The sequence below is a fragment of the Novipirellula galeiformis genome, assembly GCF_007860095.1.
Taxonomy (GTDB): domain Bacteria; phylum Planctomycetota; class Planctomycetia; order Pirellulales; family Pirellulaceae; genus Novipirellula; species Novipirellula galeiformis.
On record NZ_SJPT01000007.1, the window covers coordinates 79,665 to 99,493 of the forward strand.

Sequence of the window (19,829 nt, forward strand, 5' to 3'; positions counted from 1 at the left end):
AATCTAGACCCGGTGAATCTAGACCCAGCTCTCGCACCCAACCGGGGCGAACGCCGGGGCGCAACCCCAGCCGATTATTCTGGCGTCTTCTTGCGGAACACCGCGACCACGTCTTCGACCGGAATCACAAACAATTGATTGTCGTGTTCCAAATCAACAGGGATCATATTCTTGGGATGGAACAAGATTTTGTCGTACTGGCGTAACGGCAATTCTTCGTCGTTTTCCACCACGGCGCTGATCGTCACGATTCGGCCCGTGATTGTGGGGATCTCTGCTGCATCCGGCAACGCGATACCGCCGCGGGTTTCCCGCTTCGGCTCGTCTTTGCGAACTAAAACACGATCTCCGATTGGTTCAACGTACTCGAATGTTGCAGTCGAGTTCTTCTTCGCCATTACGATCCTAAACTAAAGACATGGTGTGAACGGATTGGTTAATCCGGCTTATTTTCACCTCTCCGCAAGGATCCGTCGAGGCGGCAGACGATTTAGCCAGCGTATTAATCGCTGCTAAGCGGTTGCGGGCTGGCCTAGTCTTTTCCTTCATGTTCGATTTGAGGCCAATATTCGTCTTCGAAGGCGTCATCGAGATGGAAATCAGGGCTATTGTCTAGGTCGTGACATTCCATGCACTTTTCCTTGGCTTTGGCCAGGGGCAATTTCATCGCATCACGAAGCAAATCCCGCTCCTTTTCGCCGATCGTCGCTCCAGCCGCCTCGGCCGCCGAATGCTCCGCACCGGGACCATGACAGTTTTCACAGCCGTTGCCCGTCAAATGAGGGGTACCCTCGAGCGACAAGTAACCCGACGTGTAGGGATAGTAGTTCTGAGGATTCCATCCCGTGACATGACAACTCAAGCATTCGGGATCGAAATGACGCGGCACGTCACTCCGCTCTCCAGGATGGACGAGTGATTCGGTCGCGTCAAAATGCGGCGAGTTTTCCCAGATGTCGTAGGCGGTCGTGTGGCACTCACCACATTTTTTACTGCCGACAAAACTGCGTCGCGTCGAGGTCGGAATCGGACGCAGGCCGAGTCCTTCGAGGCCAAGATCCCGCAGTTGATTTTGGTACTCCGCCATCAGACTTCGCATTTCTTTGGCGTCTTCAAATTCATCCGTCAACGGAACTCGGCAGTACTTCATCGGCGCGTTTCGGTACAACCCGACGAGCCCTACGTACATGCCCTTGTTGCCCGTCACCAGCATACGCGTTTTCGTTCCTTCGATCGTTTGCGCTTGATACGTGGGTTCGCCGTAGCCGCCCGCAACGACAACGATGTCGAAGCCTTGGACGTCGCGAACCAATTGTTGCGCCGCAGCCTCTTCACCATAAAACGTCAACACTCGAAATTCGGGCGACGCTTGATTGATGATTTCTAAAGCCGCTTTCGCAGCGGGGACCATTGGGTTGACGGCGACATCCGCAGAAAGCTCCCCTTCGACCGACGCCGGATCCAAGATCGTGGTCACGCCGACCTTCATCCCGCCCTTCTCGAACACTTTTTGTTGCGCCATAAAAGACGGTTCATCCAGTAAAACGACATTTGCCGAAACGTACAAAATGTCGTCGACCGAATCACTCGGTGGATTGGCGACCGAGAGTAACTCGCCCACTCCCAAACGCACATCTTCGGGGCCGAAGCCGACCGATTGGTAGTTCATTCGGCGCAGCGCTTCGGCGGTTCGTTGCAGCTTGATTTCGGCTTGGATACCAAAGCGTCGCACTTGGTTGCCCGCATCCAACGGCGCCAACGTCCAACCTTCTTTTTTCAACTGTTCGATGAATGTATAGCGACGAGCGACGCCCCCTTTTTGATTCGCCAGTCCGGTACAGCCACACGGCTCGATGTAACCATGTTGGTTACCCGAAAGCACCAAGGTGAGATCGGGAACCTTCCATTTGCGGTAATCTTCGGGCCCCAGTGAGTTTTCCGGGCCTTGATTTTTGTTGGGCTCGCCTCCCGCCTGTGCTGCGTTCGCTCCCACCCCCTCGGGTTTGGCGGGCTCAGGTTTAGCAGGCGCTGCGGCGGCCTTCCCAGGCAAGGTCCCAGCTTGGTTTTGCGTCTTGCCGCCATTTTTCATGGAATCACCCTTGCTAGGGCTCGTTCCAGAAACCGCACGGACGCCATCGGGCGTGGGAATGATTTCGATCTTGATCGGCGAGTTGCTACGGGGTGCTTGGGCATCAATCGTCCCAGCCAAGAACGCCATCAAGGTCACCGCACCAATGCCAAGCCCAACCGAACGTAGGCTTGGTTTTGCCGGGCGACCGTCCCGATCCATGGTTTGTCTCTGCTTCGCGTCGCGTGGGGCGGTTGAAAAACCGGACGGATCGGGCAAAGCAGGCTTCCTTACGTGATTCTTCATACGACCCAAATCTGTAATGCAACGAAGGGTTTATTTTGGTTCCATTGAAAATTTGACACCGATGACGAGTTGATCAACGGATTCACCATTGTCCGAAACAATCTGAATTCTGGCGTAATCCTCTTTGTTGCGTCCCAATCGCTGAATCCGCTGCGGTCCCGGAATCAATTTGATCTCCAGCGGACACAACGTCATTGAGGATCGAACGAGGTTTTCGCCAAAGCTTGCCTCGATCACTCCCTCCGGTTCCACACTTTCAATACTGAGCTTCCTATTGTCACGATCGGAGCCCTTTAGCACAACAAAGGTTTTCGCCGTAAAGGGACCTTCGGGGGGAACTTCTCCAAAATCGTAGATGTAGCTTCCACCTTTCGATCCAGTCAACTTGGGATTCGGGATCATCGTGATTGATCCTACGACCTTGCCGGTGATCGGAACCACGAGAGAGCGACGTTCCTCGTTACCATCCTTGTCATCGCCTGTGGTGTCGTCGGAATCACTGTCGGATTGCGGTCGCGTGAAGCTGAACGTGGCATTCTGAGAGACCGCGCCTTGTTTCATCCCCGGCTTGATCGTAATTTCGATATCGAATCCTTGCTTGGCACTGGAACTGGCGCCATCGGCCTCGGACAGATCAAACGGCTCGATTTTCACATCGGTAAACTCGTTGAGTTCGTCACTACTAAATGTGAACGTCGGATTCTCGATTGGCCGATCTAAGTAGCTATAAAGCTTCGCCGTCACGGTCGCCTCCTGATCGGACGAAATGTTTCCGAACGTCAATGCATCGGGAATCATTTCCAATTCGTTAACCACCCGACCCTCGATTTTCAGGTCGATCGCATAGTGCCGGGGATCGTTGGTAAGCAGTTGTGCGGATTGACCAAAGGTTTTTTGGTCCGTCTTCACATTCCACTCCATACGGACCTCGGTCTGTTCTCCAGTCTTTAGAACGTCGTTATCCAACGTTCCGAGCGTGCACTTACACGTCGTCGCTCCCAACCGGAGCCTGAGATCCCCTTCGCCAACATTCTTGATCACAAACGTATGACGGCCCTTCTCTTCAGGTGCCATGGTGCCGAAGTCAAAGGTGTCGCCCCCCGGCAATTCGACGATCGGATTCTTGGTTTGCTTGGCTTGCGCATAAAAGTCACTGATATTTTGGCCGGTGACTTCGCCGCCATAAATCATTTCTCCCATCCGAGCGGGGCGATGGCCAAATTCCGTGTAGTTGATCCCCCATCCGGCTGCCGAACCAGCGACTGCCACGAATGCTAACAGCACCCAAAATCTGCTCATAACTCGACCGTTCTAGTTCATTCGAGGGAAAAAGAGACGAGACCGACCATTGACGGTCATCCGGATGCCGGCCCATCAGCGGCGACAGCCCAGCATCTCCCAATAACAAGGAATCGCCCTACGGTACGTCCGTTAGCGGCGATTGGTTCATCAACAACTCGCTAGCGGGGCGCCGCTGCGGCTCAGTCGCAACTCGGATTCCAAGCGGACGAGCCTCAAGAATCATTTGATTGTCCAGCATTCGCCCCATATTAAATCCAAGTCCGGCGAGCCATTCCGCCCGCTTCGCCATCGTCGTCGCCAATTCTGCATCCCCAGCGGCCTTTGCCACTTCGGCCAATTGAGCTGCCATCCACTGATTCGACGGGCTCCAGCGCGCCGCCTCGGTAAACGTTTGCAAAGCATCCTGCAAATCATTGGGCTGCCCGAACCGCTGATAAACGTGGAGTTGCCCGGTACCCAATTCACGATAAAGACTGGGATCCTCTCCGCCACGCCGCTTGGTCTGCTCGACCAGGGCATGCCAAGTTTCGCGGAGTGCCGCGTTTTCGGGATTCGCGTTGTCCTCGGCCGCTCGCACAATTTGCCAGCGATACACATCTGTCCGCCAACGCGCGGCTTCGGTCGACCAAGGATCCGCCGCCATCGCTTGGCCGAGCAAGCGGTCCAGCGAAGCAAAATCCGCTCTCCCCCGCGTGTTCCCAATCGCACTCAGCAACCCTTGTTGTCGCGAGACCGGCAAAATTGAAACCAGCACAATTCCCCCCAGCAAAACCACCGCCAACACCGGCATCACGGCGTTCCATTTCGTGGATCGATTCTCGTCGCCGGAGCGATTTTCGTTGCCAGAGATTTGCCCAGCGGAACTTGGCTCGCGATCGAGATCGCCCTGCACACGCGTCTCGAATCCCGGTTTCAGCGTTTCACGCTCTCGCACTGCAACTTTGCGACAAATCACCGCGCTGATCAACCAAACTCCGATGGCCACCCCAGGCACCGTCCAACCGCCGGCGATCGTCAGATGAATCATCATTGCCACCAATGCCGCAGCCCCAAGCCAGTGAAGTTCACGGTCATTCATCCCGCTGAGACTGCTCCACGCCAACACCATCGCCGCGACAGACAACGGAATGCTGAACAAATTGGCCTCCAGATCAGGGATGCTCCAGCTCAGGAAACCGATCGCCCAAACCAGTAAAAAACTCAGCCCTGCTCCGAACCAAACGAACCATCCGGCATTGCCCCCACGTTCGCGTGGGGAACCGTCGGTGGCGTGGACGCCATCATTGATTTCTGGGGCCTGGAGATTTTCGCTCGGCTCGTTCTCCGCCAGCAACCGGCGCTGACGAACCCAACACACTCCCACCGCCCCCGAAAGCACGACCAATAATGCCGCCGCAATCCATCCACCACTGGCCAATGTTTCAAAAAAGAAGTTATGTGGCTCGGCGATTTGCTCATTCGCACTCGGCTCACGAAATTGCTCGTAAATCATTTGGTAGTTGCCGGGCCCGGCACCGAAGAGCGGCATCTCCTTGACCATGGCGATCGTCGACCGCCAATACTGCAACCGAAACGCCAATGACGCCGGAGCCTGTTCGAACCACTCGCGGTTACCCCACGTCAAGACTCCCCCCAACACGCCTCCCCCGAGCAATCCAATCGCCATCAACGCTCCGATCACCGTTCGTCGGTGACGCCCCAAATCGACCGAAGACAACAACAAAAACGCTGCCCCCAAAAAGCCTGCCACAATTGCGGAGCGGCTACCGGTCGCGATCAAGGAAGCGAGCAACGTAGCGGTCAATCCAATCCAGCCGACGCGTTGTGCTACCGACATCGAGGACCATCGGAACCACAACCCCGCCAAGGCAATCATCCCTCCCATCACGAGCACCCCCGCCAACGAATTGGCCAAGGCAAACGTGCCGGTGGGGCCGCCATCACGCAAGCGATTTTCGAAAACCATTCGCTCGGATGATCCCGGCGGCGCATCGATGCCAGCCAATTGCAGCATTTGTTCGGGGTTCACCTGATACGCGATTCGCATCTGGGGAAGACTGATAAAATATTGATGCAGTCCATGCACGCCTTGAGCGATCGCGCAGCCCAGCAACAACGTCACGCTGGCACGCACCCACATCGAATGAGCGAACAAGCGTCGTGCTGCATAAAAAATAGCCGCCGCGCTAATCCAGACCCAAGCTTCGTTGGTCCCCAACCGCAAATTCCCGATGTTGCTGCGTCCGAACGCGGCAATCATGATCCATCCACCGAGCAACCACGGCACTAGATCCAAAACGAGCGACAAACGCGACGACGATGCGTTTTGCTTGGGGTCTCGTGCTCCGAGTCGCTCCGCAAACGCAGTGACGATCAACACGAGCAAACAGAACACGCAAAACCAAAGCGCGTCCCCACGCTCGACCGCAACGCTATCGCTGGGGTGATACTGCGCATAAACCAAAACGCCCGCCAACACTGTGGCCGCAATGCCGCCGAACAGCGTCGATCGCACGGGCGTCTTCGAGCGCGCGGGCTTCATCGATGCTGCGGGCACAGCCTGAGAACCACGCTGAAGCGACGCTCTGGGATCCGCAGAAGCCGTCGACCGACCCCGATTCCGCTCGCTGGAACGCTCTATTTTTTGTCGCTTTGCCACTGAGTCGATTCCAAGATAATCACAAGCAACAACATGCACCCCACAATACCGATCACCATGATCGCTTGCGGCAATTCAACATGCGTCAACAAGATCGAGGCCAAACCGCACGTGGCGGTTACAAGATAAATCGTCAACACCGCCTGAGTCCGACTCAATCCCAATTCCACCAAGCGGTGTGAAAAGTGGCTGCGGTCACCCACGAACGGGCTTCGCCCCTGGCGAATTCGGATCCACAACACCGTCGTCATGTCATACAAAGGAACCGCCATCACGCAAAGCGGTGCAAACATCGCATGCGGTCGAGCCACGTCATTCGAAGCGAACGTCGCCATCAACATCGCAACGGCAATCAAAAACCCGATCAAATAGCTGCCTCCATCACCCATGAAAATTTTGGCGGGCGGTCGATTGTGCCACAAAAAACCGAGCAAGGAACCGCATACCACTAACAACAACGCAGCAACAAACAATTGCGGTTGCGAGGTGCCTGGATCGATCGTTGTCAACATCACGATCGCCATCGAGGTTGCAATGATGGCGGCGACGCCACCACTGAGTCCATCCATGTTGTCCAGCATGTTGAATGAATTGATCAGACCGACAATCCAAATCACCGACAAAATCTTCGTTAACCAAGCGATCCCGATGAACGCGGTCAAACCAAAATCCAATCCATAAACAACAAAACTTGCCACCGCAAATTCGACGAGCAATCTCAGCCAAGGATTCACACCTCCCCGATCGTCAATCACGCCCAAGACGGTCAACACCGTTCCGGCCGCCAACAGCCACCACAACGGAGCGACGCGTGACCAGATACCTTCCAAGTGCGGAATCACCTGAGCCGGCAGCAGCGTTTGCCAATCGGCGCTATCTCGCACCATTGCCACTGCGATCGTCCCCAGGGCAAATGTGCCCACGATGCCACACCAAATTCCGATTCCACCGCCCAGCGGTGTGACATTCGTATGGGTGCTGTGTCCACCCGGACGCGCAACCAACCCCAATGCCACGGCAAACCAGCGCACCGGATAGATCGAGAGCATCGAGATCATGAAAGGGGGGACGACCGTCACAGCGATCAACCATCCGAGCCACTGTGAAAGATCGAACAACGAAGGAACCCTATCAAGAAGATTATTGGAGCGACATTAATTTAGAGTATTAAAACATTGCGAAGCTTCGATTCGTAGCCCCGGCGGAGAAGGATTGCCCCCTAACGACACTGGACTGCAGATCGCAGCGTGGTGGGTCGTCTCGCGCGGACAGTTTACCGCGATGGGCGTGGGCTATCGCTGTTAGTACTTCATCTCGATTTGATTTTAGGGCAGCGGAACACGCGTGGGGCTTCGCATCGTTCGACAAGTGCAACGAACGTCTTGACGACTTCCGCTACGTCCCACTCGAATTTTCAATCCTGGCAAAGCACTAATCTCGATCTTCGTCCTTTTCTAACGGAGGCTTGGGCTGCGGAACCGCCGCCGGCACCCGATTCAACTGCATCGCGTGGCCCTGTGAAAACCACTTATGGGCTTCTGGGTTCTGCGTTTTCAATTCGTCGAGATTTTTATATGCCTTGGTCGGTCCCGGTTTGCCTGCGATGGTTTGCGTCACCTCGATACGGCCATCGGCTTTGCCCTCGACCTTGATCGACTTGTTGTTTTCAATCACTTCGACCGACTTGGTTCCGTTGACCACCGTGATCTTCACCGTTCTGCCCAAGCGAGCGGCGCCGTTAGCGGCTCGCAATTGAATTCGAACTGGCCGCCGAACGCCACCGCCACGCGGCATTTGGGCCATTCCCAACGCAGCTGCGATGGCAAGCGGCGGTTGACCTGGTGTAAGTTCGTCGGATGGCTCGAGTAACGTTGTCGCTTGCTTGGAGACGCGTTGGGAATCGCTTTGAGCAAGGGTTTCCAGCGTCGCCCGAGCTTCAAGCTCCATATAAGTATCGGAGCCGTTTAAATGTTGCTCAAAAACACGAAAGGCCCGCTCGCTGACTTCGCGACTCTCGCTATGCGTTGCCTGGGCGAGGCCTGCGATCGCTCGTTTTCCGAGCGAGCGAAGCTGGAGCGTCGCCCGTTCACGGCGTCCGAATTGATCCGAGTCCAATTGCTCGATCAGCGTCGAGACCGGATCCGGAGGGTTCGTTACCCGATACAGTGAATCCGCTGCGGCGCACCAGCGGACTGCGATCCCCGCGAACGGGATCGCCAATAGGAATGCGGTGATGAGTCTCAGTGCCATGAAATTTCTCAATTGAAATTGGAGTCGCGGCGTCCCTTCATTTAACCCGATCGAGGCTCATCACGCCATCTTCGCTCCCGGCTATCTTCGCTCCCGGCCATCTTCGCTCCCGGCCATCTTCGCTCCCGGCCATCTTCGCTCCCAGCGTGGTCAACACGCTTATCGACTCCCGTCGCTCTCCCCCCTCTTTCCCGAATACAGCAGCTTTCCCGAAAACTGCGGCAAACGCCATCCGCTAAGGATTTTCGGATCGATCCTAAGACAACACCCTGGGTTGCAGCGGGAAGACACGTTCGGGATACCACGAAGGGTCGTAGTCCTTGGTCTTTCCGCGAACAATCGCAATCAATCTTCCGTCGGACCGGATTGCGGCAGCCACTTTTTCGTCGGTGGGATTGTACGTCGCCGTGGGACCACGTTCGCCCGACAACGGATCGATTGGCGCATACTCCGCGACGCCAAACACGTTCAACCCATTGATCAATCGCGTTGCTTCGTCAAAGTCCACCGGCAACTGTGGCAGATGCTCGACACCTAACCGCGCGGGATGCAACAACGGCTCGAGCTCTTCATTTTTGACTTGATCGAGCGTGATCGCGTCGGCGATGCGAAACGGGCCCACACGCGTACGGACGAGGTGCGTCATCACCGCATGAGCTCCCACGACCGCCGCCAAATCGACACCGAGCGAGCGGACATACGTCCCCGAACCACACGTGATTTCGACATCAATCTGGGGGTAATCGTAACGCAGGATTTTGAAGGCGTGAACTTGTACCGTACGCGAAGGCACATCCACCTGCTCTCCATTGCGTATTCGGTCACAGGCTCGTTTTCCATCAATCCAGATGGCCGAATAGGCCGACGGCACTTGCTTGACCTCGCCGGTCAACGCGGTCGCCGCCGCCACCAGCGTTTCGAGCGTGGGCCGAGGGTCATCGGGATACAAACGGAGCGGTTGCTCAAGGTCTCCCGATTCACTCTCGGCGCCGAATCGGAATGACGCTAGGTATTGCTTGGGATAATCTTGCACAAACGAGGTCAACCGCGATGCGCGTCCCACTCCGAGTACCAAAACCCCTTCGGCCAATGGATCGAGAGTGCCCGAGTGACCTACCTTGTGAGGACGCACGCGACGCGATGCAACGTTGACAACATCACGTGAAGTCATCCCGGAGGGCTTCAAGCAATTAATGAATCCAAACACGAGGTCGTTTACTTTCCTTGGGGCCGAAACGCGACTAAACGCTCCGTTTTAGTTTCGATCCGAGGACCGTCGATCAAATCAATACAATAAGGGATTGCCGGAAACACAGCGTCCAAGCACTCGGCAATCGCCGACGGTTTACCGGGCAAATTGACGATCAAGCTGGAACCGCGAATGCCAGCCGTTTGCCGTGACAAGATCGCCGTCGGCACGTGTTCGAGCGACACTTTGCGCATCAGTTCACCGAAACCCGGCATCATTTTTTCGCAAACCCGCTCAGTGGCTTCGGGAGTGACGTCACGCTTCGCGGGGCCCGTGCCGCCGGTCGTCACCACCAACGAGCAACGCTCCCGATCACACAATTGAACCAACGCGTCTTGGATCCCCGCGACGTCATCCGAGACGATCCGAGGCACCGGCGTCCATTGGCAAGCAAGGATCTCGGCCAAGTAATCATGAATCGCCGGGCCGCCACGGTCTTCGTATTCACCGCGACTCGCCCGATCCGAAACCGTCAGGATGCCAATACGTATCGATTCCAAAGCGAAGCTTCCTTAGAGCAATTGATTCAGGGGTAAAAAAGACGATGCGCGACCTGCTCGTCCCCGCCTTGACGATCCGACGCCGTGAAGGTCCCCAATGCACCGCTCGGCGAAGCGGAGCCGGCAAACGAGGATGCGATCTCCGCCCCCGCTCGGGTTTGATCAGCGGTCATTTGTTGTGGAACCAGCACCGAAGTTGAGACAATCGTATTCAAGAACACTCGGCGGATCGCATCGTAACCGCGGTCATTCGGATCTTCAACGTTGCTGAAAAACCAATAGTGGGGATCGCGACGGTCGTAATGCGGCCGCCAAAATTGGCGACAATGCGAACCATGGCCGAGAAACGTCGTGTACAGATCAACGACGTGGACATTGTCACGCTGCGACGCGACGTCGCGGATGACTTGGTTGTATTGGGCATGAATCGCCAAGCCATCCGGCCAAGCGGGCAAAAAGATACTCGGAGCGTCACCGACCGCATCGGTAGGGTCATAAATATCGGCAATAAAAATTTCGCAGCCGAGCGGGAAGCGTGCATCGATCTCTTGGAACATCGTTTCCAAACGGGTGCGAAAGTTTGCGATCCACGGCTCGGCTTGCGCTAACGTAGCCGAGTACATGGCGCACTCACGAGCCGGACTGCGACCGTAGTTGTGAATCAAGTCGTTTCCGCCGGAGGTCATCAAGACGATGCCACGAGCATCCTCGTAGGTTGGAATGCGATCTTGAATGACATCGAGATGCGTTTTGGATTCCGAGCCTGAGATCGCGCAATTCTTGACCTTGAGATTCGGCAACACGGCCGAGAGGCAAACTCCCTGCATCTCCGCGAACTCATCGCTCGGGTTGGCAATGATTCGATTAAAAAAGCTGTAATCCGGCGACGTTGCCCCCAATCCCGCCGTGATACTGTCGCCGATCCCAATCACTTGAATCGGTTCTTCGCTCCACGTTTGACGAAATACCACAGCATTGACGGGTGCCCCCGCAGGTCCTTCGCCGATCGGACGCGAGAGATAGAACTCGATGTAGCCGGCCACGCCGAGGCACGTTGCCAACGCAAGCGTCAACAGCACAAAAAGCCGTTTTCGGCTCGATCGGGGCTCAGCCATGTTGCTCGGTCTCGCGTCGGTGCTCCAAAATCCTGCGATTGTAGGCGGCGATGGTTTCTTTACGCCCCAGGAATCCGAGCAACTTGGTGGGGTTTTCAGGGTCAATGACGGGCAATTCGTCCACGTTCAATGTCGTAAACTGTTGCATCGCAACATTCAAGTCGTCATCGGGCGAAACACGATAGAAGTTACTAATCATGACATCGCGGGCATTGGCTAGCCGCCATAATGTTTCGTCGTACAAGTAAGCGCGCACGTCATCAGCGGAAAACAAACCCACCATCGCATCCTGCGAATCGATCACGGGAAAATAATGCTGATTGGTTTCGGCCAAGCGGTGAACGATTTGGTCGAGCGAGGCTCCCTCGTGGATCATGACCAAACGTTGGCCCGAATGAAAGACGTCCTTGACCGCGAGTCCCTCCAGTACATCGACCAGGAAATCACCGCGGTGAGCGGGCGACTCCAACCGCGAACCCACTTGGTGCGTGTACAGAATCCACTTTGACGAAAAGACAAACGTCATCGCGCAGACCAACATGGTAGGCACCAGCAGACCAAAATCGCCGGTCAGTTCGCGGATCAGGATGATCGTCGAGATTGGGGCTCGCGCCACCCCTGAGAAAAAGCCCGCCATGCCGACGACGGCAAACGCGGCGGGATAGGGGACCCACTCGGGAAACAAACTGTGCCCGGCTTGGCCGAACGCCGCGCCCGCGCAACCGCCGATCACCATCAAGGGCCCAAACACGCCTCCCGATCCGCCCGAGCCAATCGATAACGAGGTCGTCAACATTTTACCAAACGCGATGATCGCCAAGACCCCGATCGTGATCCCGCTGCCTCCGGTCAAGGCGTTTTGCAAGCTTCGGTAGCCGGTTCCCAAAACGCCCAAGACTTCGGAGTTATGACCGCTGTAAACAAACAAACCGATGCCGAACAATCCGGCCAGCATGGCGCCGATGGCGGGACGTAGGTGAGGGCGAACCGGAAGCGATTCAAACAGTTTTTGCGTGGCATGAAAGAAACGCACATAAAATGCGGCCAAAAACAACAGCACAATCGCCAGCAACGTGTAGGGCAACAATTCCGCGGGCGAGTGAAGCGTGTGGGCCAAGTCGTTTCCGAAGATCGGTTGGAAGCGAACTTCCGCAGGGATCGATTGCGTGTAAACACTATAAGCCACGATCGAAGCGATCGCGCTGGGCACGATCACATCCGCTTCCATATCCGAATCGCTGTACAAAATCTCGGCGGCAAAAATCGCTCCGGCCAACGGAGCGCGGAACATCGCTCCGACTCCCGCTCCGACGCCCGCGGCCAGCAAGATTCGGCGATCGGTCGCGGACAGACTTAAACGGTCGGCCGTCCAAGCTCCGATGCCGGCACCGATTTGAGCAATGGGACCTTCACGACCTCCCGAACCCCCCGTCCCCAAGGTGACCGCCGAGGCGATCGTTTTGACCCATGGCACGCGCCAATTGATTTGTCCTTTACGGTTGTGAAACGCATCGACAGCCGCGTCCGTCCCCGCGCCACTCGCTTCGGGGGCGAACCAGTACACGAGCATCCCCGAAATCAAACCGCCCAAGGTCATGACCGAAACCACCATCCACGGTGAAAAGACGGTACCGGGAACCTCAAAGAAGTAGTGCTCGCCGACCGAACCTTCCTGCGGATAACCGGCGAATTGAACGAGCGTATAACGCCGCACCGCTTGCGTCATCCATTCAAACGCGATCGAAGCGAGGCCAACGACAAGCCCCACAAATAAGGCGAGCAAGGACCAGCGGCCTGATGCATTGAGTTTCAAGGCGCGAAAGGGCCGAGCGGGAAATTTCACCGAAACAGAGCTGACTATGAGAGGAGACGAATCGTTGGCACGCAGCGAGATCAAGCGAGATCGACGACGCGACCTGCCACTATGAGCGATGAGCCAATTCGACGAAAGGAGCCTTTTAGCGTGAGCGGTCATTTCGCCCGCTCGCCCGCCCGCTGCCGCGTCGCGGGCGCCCAAGACCCGCCAACGAAAATCGGCTATCCTGTGTTGGCAGTTCCCATTCGTTGGCAGCAATGATCGCCGCGGATTGGCCGCGTTTGTTCGATGGTTCTCCCCGAACCGTCGCCGTTGTTCCGGAGCGAAAGTCCGGTAGCCGAAATCTGCCATTTTTGTAAAACGATGCAGCACCGGCGAACCTTGCCCCAACGAGCCCCCAACGATCCGCCTCGCCCGCAAACCGGCCGCCTAGCCTCCAATCACCCCTGGCCCCCAATCCACATCGCCACTTCCCTCCCCCCCTTCCTCTTGCCTGCATTTTCTTGAAGTCCGCCGATGAACAATTCAACCTCTGCCGTCCCATCGTCGTCCCACGAATCGGATCTGCCTGGCGGCCCCAATCCCCCCGGAACGTCCGTCCCGATGCCCTGGTATCGCCGCGAAGACTGGGTAGCAGTTTTCCTCGGTTTGACGCTGTTAGCCGCTGCGGTAATCTGCATCTCGTTCGGACTCACTGAATCGGAGCTCGCTGGAAAGGGGCTCACTCACCCCTGGGGGAAATGGCTCGGCAAGCCGGGTTCGTGGCAATCTGATCCCCGCGATGCGTTCTCGGGCAAGGGGTATGCGATCCTCGGATCGCTGCTGGCTTGTTGGGTCGCATTTACGCTGGCCGCAGGCTTGACCGGCCGAAAAATCGGCCAATTCGCCATCGCATTTCCATGTATTTTTGCCTTGGGCACGTTGGCCTACGCGATGGAAGGGCAAACCACGGTCAAGCACCTGAATCTCTCCTCGGCGCTCTGGGCGATCGTCATCGGTTTGATCATTAGCAACACGATCGGAGTGCCTCGTTGGGTCCGTCCGGCCGTCGCGACGGAGTTGTTCATCAAAACCGGACTCGTTGTGCTCGGTGGTGAGATTCTATTTGACCGCCTATTGGCGCTCGGCATCCCCGGCATTTTTGTTGCCTGGATCGTAACTCCCGTGGTGTTGATCACGACATTTTGGTTCGGTCAACGCGTTTTGAAAATGGAATCAAAAACCTTGAACATGGTGATCAGTGCCGACATGTCGGTGTGCGGTGTTTCGGCGGCCATCGCGGCGTCGGCAAGCTGCAAAGCCAAGAAAGAGGAATTGTCGCTCGCGATTAGCATGTCGCTGCTGTTCACCGTCGTGATGATGATCGTGATGCCGTTTGCCATTCAATGGATTGGGCTCGACCCCATCGTCGGCGGTGCCTGGATCGGGGGAACGGTCGATTCCACCGGTGCGGTGACAGCGGCCGGGAAAGCGCTTGGCGAAGATGCCGAAAAGATCGCGGTGACGGTCAAGATGATCCAAAACATCTTGATCGGCGTCGCATCGCTGGGCATCTCGGTCTACTGGGTCGCCCGCGTCGAACCTCAAAGCGAAGGCAAATCGCCAGGCATCGGTGAAATTTGGCGTCGCTTCCCTCGCTTCGTCATCGGCTTCTTGATCGCGTCGGTGGTCTTCACCCTGCTAAATCAAGTCCTCGTCAACGGCGAAGAGATTATCCACGCAACCACCAAGCAAGCCACCAAGGGACTGCGTAACTGGTTCTTCTGCCTCGCCTTCGTCAGCATTGGGCTCGATACCCGTTTTGCGGACCTGTTGCCTCAGATCAAAGGTGGCAAACCCTTGATTCTTTACCTCTGCGGGCAAACGCTGAACTTAGTGTTGACGCTCGCAATGGCGTACTTGATGTTCGGAGTGATCTTCCGAGAATCGATCGAAGCCATTCTTGCCCAGTAATGTCGCGTCGCGGTTGGCCGCCCCTCGTTCCTCAGGCAATCGCGGGAGCACGAGGAGGTGGCACCGAAGAGATGCCAAGGAATTGCCAAGGAATCATGAACGATAACACCGCCACACCACCGAGTCCCAATGGCGGTCGCCTTCGCTTATTGGCTGCCGTGGTTTTGCTTGTCGTACTTTGGTGCGTCGTATTGCCGTGGGCAGGGACCACGGCATACTTGAAACCGATGATCGATCGCAACGAGCGTTGGGGGATCAATCCGACAGCGTTGTTCTACACCGACGTTGAGCACATGACGTACAAAGACCACCTGCTTCGTCGGCCCAGCGAGGAGGCCGTCCCCGCGAAACGTCCGCGTTAATGAATCGCCGGCGCTAACGCAACGTTTTCAAGGCCCCCGTGCACGCGGTCGTCCAAGGTGGTTTCGTGCTTACGCGTCAGATTATGAAAATCCCATCACAACCCGACGCGAAAGTTTTGAAGTTGCGTTTTTTTGAAGTTCCGGAGGCACAATCGCACTTAGCCTGGGGCGAAAGCCCGGCCGAATACGATGGGGTAGTCCGCAGCGTGAACGCCCCTGGCTTTTCCTGCTAGATTGTTCATGGCGCCGAAAAGGGAGACGCCGTCATGAGCGTTTCGTAGAACCATTGCAAAAAAAGAATGCATCGAACACAAACCATTTGCCTAGTCATCCTGGCGACGATCGCAGTCGGCTTCAGCCTAGCCTACTTAAAAACGGTTTTGCTTCCGTTTGTAATCGCAGCATTCATTGTGATTGGTTGTCGTCCGGTGCTCGAATTCATCGAACGTAAATTGCGGCTTCATCGGTTCTTTGCCTTTGTCGTCACGTTTGCCATCGGTGGCTGCTTGCTCGCCGCGTTCGCGATTTTGACTTGGGTCTCGATCGTGGATTTGTCGACGAACTCCGCCGCCTATGAACACCGCTTGAACAAGATCGCAACTTGGCTCGTGGACCACTTGCCGGACCCAAAGTCCGCAGACGCGCCACCCGACCGACGCGGCGAAGCCGCAATGGACCACGGACGAGCCACCGCCGCGGTGGATGCGTGGGATAAAGCGGTGACGCCCGATGCCATGGACCTGCCGGTGAATCGCGACACCCCGAGCGATCGCCACGGGAGCGTCTCCGACAGCGGAGCAGACACAGGCATGGTTGCTGCTGAGAGCTTGAGCCGTGACGAGCTTTCCAGTGAAGCGCGTTCCCACGAAGAATTGCCGGTCACGGTCACGGTCGCAAGAGACCCTTCGGCAGCGTTGCAAAGGTTGATTGCCGATTCGTCCAAGTATGTCCAACGCTACATGATCGAGATCGCCAGCGGGCTGCCGAATTTGATTTCTTATGCGGCGTTAGTACTGATTTTTGTCTTTTTCTTGCTGCTGGAAACCAGTACCTCGCCCGCTGCGGACATGAATCGGGGGCGAGATCAGCGGCTTGGTTTGCGAGGCGAAATCGAAGAACAAGTGCGTAAGTATTTGTTGATGAAAACGGTCTTGTCGCTACTGACCGGCCTTGCCTTCGGGTTCGTATTGTGGCTGTTTGGCGTCCCGCTGGCCGTCGTGTTTGGCTTCATGGCGTTTCTACTGAATTACATCCCTAACATCGGGCCGCTGCTTAGCTGCGCCTTGCCAGTCCCGTTTCTGGTGCTTAGTGCGGATATCTCACCGACCTCCGCGATCGTTTGTTTCATTCTGATTGCGTCGATCCAGTTCGTCAGCGGCAATGTGGTTGAGCAACGCTTGATGGGCAAATCGTTTGACGTCAGTCCCGTTGTATTACTGCTAGGTCTGATCTTCTTTGGTTTGATCTGGGGCATCGTCGGCATGTTCCTGGCGACACCGATCGTTTCAATCTTGAAGATTGTGCTGCAACAGAGCAAAGCAGGAAAGCCAATTGCGGAACTGATGGCAGGCCGTTTGGACCTTTCTTAGTTCGGCAGCTTATCGCCCACGCTAAGCGTTGCGTGGGGCGTTTGTCGTGAAAACGGCGGCCCATTTTGCGAACCGATGCCTGCCTAGGTGCTTAGCGCGGTGGCGTGTAACGGGTCGGCCCGTATTGAGGAGCCTCGTTTGCTGCAGCGCCACTGGATTGCGGACTGTAGCTCGGATAAGGTCCATAGTTCGCTTGCGGCCCGTTGTTATATTGCGGCGAAGCGGTAAATGGAGGCGCAGTGCTAGGACGCGAATTCGGCACAGGCCCATAATCGTTGTACTGTGATTGATACGGCCCCGATGCGGGATACGGCTGCGCAGTACTGGGATAGGATTGGGGATCGTAAGCGGGCGGATAGCTTTGCTGAGATCCGGGGCTGTTTGGATCGTAGCCCGTGGAATCATACCCGGAGGAATCGTAGCTCGGATTCGCAGCATCGCGTCGATCGAGGAACTCGCGTCCCTTATCAATGGCCCGTCGAGCATCGCTGCGAATTTCAGCGCGGTTGATGTCAATGGTTGTGTGTTCACCGTCACGCTGGATATTAAACCAGCCCGCAGCCGATGCAGCGGCAACAAACATCCCAATGATGATGAGATTACGCATGAGCGATTCCGTTCAAAAGAAAACTGTGAAACATCGTCGATGATCCTCTATCGGACGATCTTAAAGCGAGACCAGTTTCAGGGAAGAGCAATTCAGAATATCAGTTTTGCTAGCGTCCAAGTTACAACAACTTCTTCGCGGTACGCGCCACAGCCTTCATCGTGATACGACTCGAGGAGATACGGCGGCTCTCGATCAAGACACCGCGCTCGATCAAGACACCGCGCTCGATCAAGACACCGCGCTCGATCAAGACACCGCGCTCCATCAAGATATTTCGCTACATCAAGATATCGATGTAGCCTGCGGCGAGTTGTTGCTGCAATTCAACCGCTTGGTTGACGAGCTCGACGGCCGTGTTACCCGAATTGCTGGGGACGCGCGGTCGGTCCGAGGATGGCGAGTCCGCGACCCGATCCTCGCTCTGCTGCGTCAAGCGGCTTTTGGAGATCTCCTGGACCACCGATTTGTGCGGCGGAGGAGGTTTCGGAATGGAGTCGGGACGCTGAGAAAGCCCAAATGAATCGATCATTACAGCACACTCAAAAACGAGAATCACTCCCCGCCGATTGGTGGCGAGGAGTCGACAAAAAAACGGTTTTAAATCCCCATGCTTCTGCTCTCAAATTCTCGCATCGCCCCCGAATTTTGGCTCGGATGCATGCGAAAACTTTACCCGTATTCAAACTCTAGGTCGCAAATGCCCAAGAGGCTGGGAAAAATAAAAAAGGTTTGCGGAATCCATCGCCTCCGATTTCGCAACCTGCTTGCAACTGATGTGATTCGCCCCTCCCTGGCCCCAACACGCAGAGCATGGGTCATACCCCGGTTCTGATCACGCCCTCCCGCTCCGCTGGACCACCGTTGCCCAAATTTGAAAAAGAGCGACCTGAACCGCTGCAGCAATCCCCAAAATAAATCTGCTCCACCCCCGGGGCGCAACGCGCGGGCCGGATCGCCTTCATGCCACGCCATCCCCAGCCGAACGCCATCCCCAGCCGACCGTATCCCCAGCCGACCGTCGACGCCCCCCTCCATCTTGAGACACATCCAACCTTGAGATGCATCGATTTTGACAAGTGCCGATGGGCGGCTAAGATTGGCGAGGCAACATCACGAGCGTCGAATGCCAGCAAATGGGTTCGTTTCGTTTTCAAAAAGTGGCTTTCGGCTCAAGCCAGCCGCACCGGACTTTACGCGACCGGCATCGATCGCTTAAATCGTCACTGTGAGCTCAACAAAAATTTACTTACGCGAAAAGGATCTGAAACGCATGGTTTCTCGAATGGGTTTGATTGTGGCGCTGCCGGCATTGGCACTTGGCACGTTGTTGATCGGCAGTGGTGCGGTCGGCACCGCCACGACGGTTCTTGCTCAAACGCCGGCCGAGGGAGCCCCCGTTTACGTTCAGGTCGACACGACCGAAGGTGCATTCGTGATTGAGTTGAACGCAGAAAAAGCTCCTAAGACCGTGGAAAACTTTTTGAAGTATGCCAAAGAAGGCCATTACAACGACACGATCTTTCATCGCGTGATCGATGGATTCATGATCCAAGGCGGTGGGTTTACTGCGGATATGAATGAGAAGCCTGCCCCACGCATGGTGCGTAACGAAGGTGGCAACGGGCTCAACAACGACCACTACACGGTCGCCATGGCACGCACCCCCGCCCCCCACAGTGCGTCGAGCCAATTCTTTGTGAACACGGCTAAAAATGACTTCTTGAACCGAGCCAACTCGCAAGACGGCTTTGGTTACGCGGTCTTCGGCAAGGTCGTCGAGGGCAAGGAAGTCGTTGACCGAATCGGCAAAGCGCCGACGCAAGCCAAACCCAACCCGAAGGTCCGGGGAATGTTGATGCAAGACGTTCCAACGACTCCGATTGTGATCAAGAGCGTCCAAGTGGTCGAAAAGAAATAAGCAAACTCGCTCGGCACCCTTTGAACGAAAACGCATCGATGCCTCCTATCTCAGCGTGAGATGGGAGGCATTTTTCGTCCCCATTCACAACGCCGTGATCCGCTGGCCCCACAACGCACCGCCCCAACCAAC

Annotated in this window: 17 protein-coding genes; 4 read left to right on the top strand and 13 right to left on the bottom strand. The window is 56.1% G+C overall.

Annotation, left to right across the window (positions count from 1 at the left end; all coding sequences use genetic code 11):
• Window positions 1–74: 74 nt before the first annotated feature.
• From Pla52o_RS18535 to Pla52o_RS18580, 10 genes are all read right to left on the bottom strand, one after another.
• Window positions 75–398 carry a co-chaperone GroES gene (locus Pla52o_RS18535; RefSeq protein ID WP_146596127.1) on the bottom strand — a complete coding sequence of 108 codons (324 nt, stop codon included), beginning with the start codon at window positions 396–398 and terminating at the stop codon, window positions 75–77.
• 134 nt (window positions 399–532) lie between these two features.
• Window positions 533–2,347 carry a multiheme c-type cytochrome gene (locus Pla52o_RS18540; RefSeq protein WP_231612465.1) on the bottom strand — a complete coding sequence of 605 codons (1,815 nt, stop codon included), beginning with the start codon at window positions 2,345–2,347 and terminating at the stop codon, window positions 533–535.
• A 57-nt stretch (window positions 2,348–2,404) separates the two neighbouring features.
• Window positions 2,405–3,673: a DUF1573 domain-containing protein gene (locus tag Pla52o_RS18545; protein WP_146596129.1), complete on the bottom strand. Its 1,269-nt coding sequence runs from the start codon at window positions 3,671–3,673 to the stop codon at window positions 2,405–2,407.
• A gap of 118 nt (window positions 3,674–3,791) precedes the next feature.
• Complete coding sequence (locus Pla52o_RS18550) at window positions 3,792–6,191, bottom strand: O-antigen ligase family protein (RefSeq protein WP_197169354.1); 2,400 nt, start codon at window positions 6,189–6,191, stop codon at window positions 3,792–3,794.
• A gap of 122 nt (window positions 6,192–6,313) precedes the next feature.
• Window positions 6,314–7,393, bottom strand: a complete 1,080-nt coding sequence (locus Pla52o_RS18555; protein WP_146596328.1) for an MraY family glycosyltransferase — start codon at window positions 7,391–7,393, stop codon at window positions 6,314–6,316.
• Window positions 7,394–7,766: 373 nt separating this feature from the next.
• A complete protein-coding gene (locus Pla52o_RS18560) occupies window positions 7,767–8,585 on the bottom strand; it encodes a hypothetical protein (RefSeq protein WP_146596131.1) in 819 nt (272 codons plus the stop codon).
• Window positions 8,586–8,841: 256 nt separating this feature from the next.
• The gene (gene truB, locus Pla52o_RS18565) at window positions 8,842–9,792 is read right to left on the bottom strand and encodes a tRNA pseudouridine(55) synthase TruB (RefSeq protein WP_261343357.1); all 951 of its coding nucleotides are present in this window, start codon (window positions 9,790–9,792) and stop codon (window positions 8,842–8,844) included.
• Window positions 9,793–9,800: 8 nt separating this feature from the next.
• Entirely contained in the window at window positions 9,801–10,334 is a 534-nt protein-coding gene (gene mog, locus Pla52o_RS18570) for a molybdopterin adenylyltransferase (RefSeq protein ID WP_146596133.1), read from the bottom strand.
• A 26-nt stretch (window positions 10,335–10,360) separates the two neighbouring features.
• Window positions 10,361–11,449 (bottom strand): SGNH/GDSL hydrolase family protein, encoded by a 1,089-nt coding sequence (locus Pla52o_RS18575; RefSeq protein WP_197169355.1) that lies wholly within the window; start codon window positions 11,447–11,449, stop codon window positions 10,361–10,363.
• Window positions 11,442–13,292: a chloride channel protein gene (locus Pla52o_RS18580; RefSeq protein WP_231612466.1), complete on the bottom strand. Its 1,851-nt coding sequence runs from the start codon at window positions 13,290–13,292 to the stop codon at window positions 11,442–11,444. The genes Pla52o_RS18575 and Pla52o_RS18580 overlap by 8 nt, the downstream gene beginning before the upstream one ends.
• 489 nt (window positions 13,293–13,781) lie before the next feature.
• On the opposite strand from Pla52o_RS18580, the gene Pla52o_RS18585 reads away from it, so the two are divergent.
• The 3 genes from Pla52o_RS18585 to Pla52o_RS18595 all read left to right on the top strand — a co-directional run bounded on the left by Pla52o_RS18585 (window position 13,782) and on the right by Pla52o_RS18595 (window position 17,169).
• Entirely contained in the window at window positions 13,782–15,218 is a 1,437-nt protein-coding gene (locus tag Pla52o_RS18585; protein ID WP_146596135.1) for a YeiH family protein, read from the top strand.
• Window positions 15,219–15,313: 95 nt separating this feature from the next.
• Window positions 15,314–15,580 carry a hypothetical protein gene (locus Pla52o_RS18590; protein ID WP_146596136.1) on the top strand — a complete coding sequence of 89 codons (267 nt, stop codon included), beginning with the start codon at window positions 15,314–15,316 and terminating at the stop codon, window positions 15,578–15,580.
• Between the two features lie 299 nt (window positions 15,581–15,879).
• On the top strand, window positions 15,880–17,169 hold the full coding sequence (locus Pla52o_RS18595) for an AI-2E family transporter (protein ID WP_146596137.1): 1,290 nt from the start codon (window positions 15,880–15,882) through the stop codon (window positions 17,167–17,169).
• A gap of 91 nt (window positions 17,170–17,260) precedes the next feature.
• On the opposite strand, the gene Pla52o_RS18600 is transcribed toward Pla52o_RS18595, so the two are convergent.
• The 3 genes from Pla52o_RS18600 to Pla52o_RS18605 all read right to left on the bottom strand — a co-directional run bounded on the left by Pla52o_RS18600 (window position 17,261) and on the right by Pla52o_RS18605 (window position 18,308).
• The gene (locus Pla52o_RS18600) at window positions 17,261–17,776 is read right to left on the bottom strand and encodes a hypothetical protein (RefSeq protein ID WP_146596138.1); all 516 of its coding nucleotides are present in this window, start codon (window positions 17,774–17,776) and stop codon (window positions 17,261–17,263) included.
• Between the two features lie 121 nt (window positions 17,777–17,897).
• Window positions 17,898–18,044 (bottom strand): hypothetical protein, encoded by a 147-nt coding sequence (locus tag Pla52o_RS27050; RefSeq protein ID WP_197169356.1) that lies wholly within the window; start codon window positions 18,042–18,044, stop codon window positions 17,898–17,900.
• Between the two features lie 12 nt (window positions 18,045–18,056).
• On the bottom strand, window positions 18,057–18,308 hold the full coding sequence (locus Pla52o_RS18605; protein ID WP_146596139.1) for a hypothetical protein: 252 nt from the start codon (window positions 18,306–18,308) through the stop codon (window positions 18,057–18,059).
• 741 nt (window positions 18,309–19,049) lie between these two features.
• Between Pla52o_RS18605 and Pla52o_RS18610 the strand changes: the two genes are divergently transcribed.
• Window positions 19,050–19,697, top strand: a complete 648-nt coding sequence (locus tag Pla52o_RS18610) for a peptidylprolyl isomerase (protein ID WP_146596140.1) — start codon at window positions 19,050–19,052, stop codon at window positions 19,695–19,697.
• Window positions 19,698–19,829: the final 132 nt, after the last annotated feature.

What these genes read in the sequence shown, in the direction of transcription:
- Pla52o_RS18535 (WP_146596127.1), bottom strand. Translation starts at nt 398, where the DNA reads ATGGCGAAGAAGAACTCGACTGCAACATTCGAGTACGTTGAACCAATC.
- Pla52o_RS18545 (WP_146596129.1), bottom strand. Translation starts at nt 3,673, where the DNA reads ATGAGCAGATTTTGGGTGCTGTTAGCATTCGTGGCAGTCGCTGGTTCG.
- Pla52o_RS18555 (WP_146596328.1), bottom strand. Translation starts at nt 7,393, where the DNA reads ATGATCTCGATGCTCTCGATCTATCCGGTGCGCTGGTTTGCCGTGGCA.
- Pla52o_RS18560 (WP_146596131.1), bottom strand. Translation starts at nt 8,585, where the DNA reads ATGGCACTGAGACTCATCACCGCATTCCTATTGGCGATCCCGTTCGCG.
- Pla52o_RS18575 (WP_197169355.1), bottom strand. Translation starts at nt 11,449, where the DNA reads ATGGCTGAGCCCCGATCGAGCCGAAAACGGCTTTTTGTGCTGTTGACG.
- Pla52o_RS18585 (WP_146596135.1), top strand. Translation starts at nt 13,782, where the DNA reads ATGAACAATTCAACCTCTGCCGTCCCATCGTCGTCCCACGAATCGGAT.
- Pla52o_RS18590 (WP_146596136.1), top strand. Translation starts at nt 15,314, where the DNA reads ATGAACGATAACACCGCCACACCACCGAGTCCCAATGGCGGTCGCCTT.
- Pla52o_RS18595 (WP_146596137.1), top strand. Translation starts at nt 15,880, where the DNA reads ATGCATCGAACACAAACCATTTGCCTAGTCATCCTGGCGACGATCGCA.
- Pla52o_RS18600 (WP_146596138.1), bottom strand. Translation starts at nt 17,776, where the DNA reads ATGCGTAATCTCATCATCATTGGGATGTTTGTTGCCGCTGCATCGGCT.
- Pla52o_RS27050 (WP_197169356.1), bottom strand. Translation starts at nt 18,044, where the DNA reads ATGGAGCGCGGTGTCTTGATCGAGCGCGGTGTCTTGATCGAGCGCGGT.
- Pla52o_RS18605 (WP_146596139.1), bottom strand. Translation starts at nt 18,308, where the DNA reads ATGATCGATTCATTTGGGCTTTCTCAGCGTCCCGACTCCATTCCGAAA.
- Pla52o_RS18610 (WP_146596140.1), top strand. Translation starts at nt 19,050, where the DNA reads ATGGTTTCTCGAATGGGTTTGATTGTGGCGCTGCCGGCATTGGCACTT.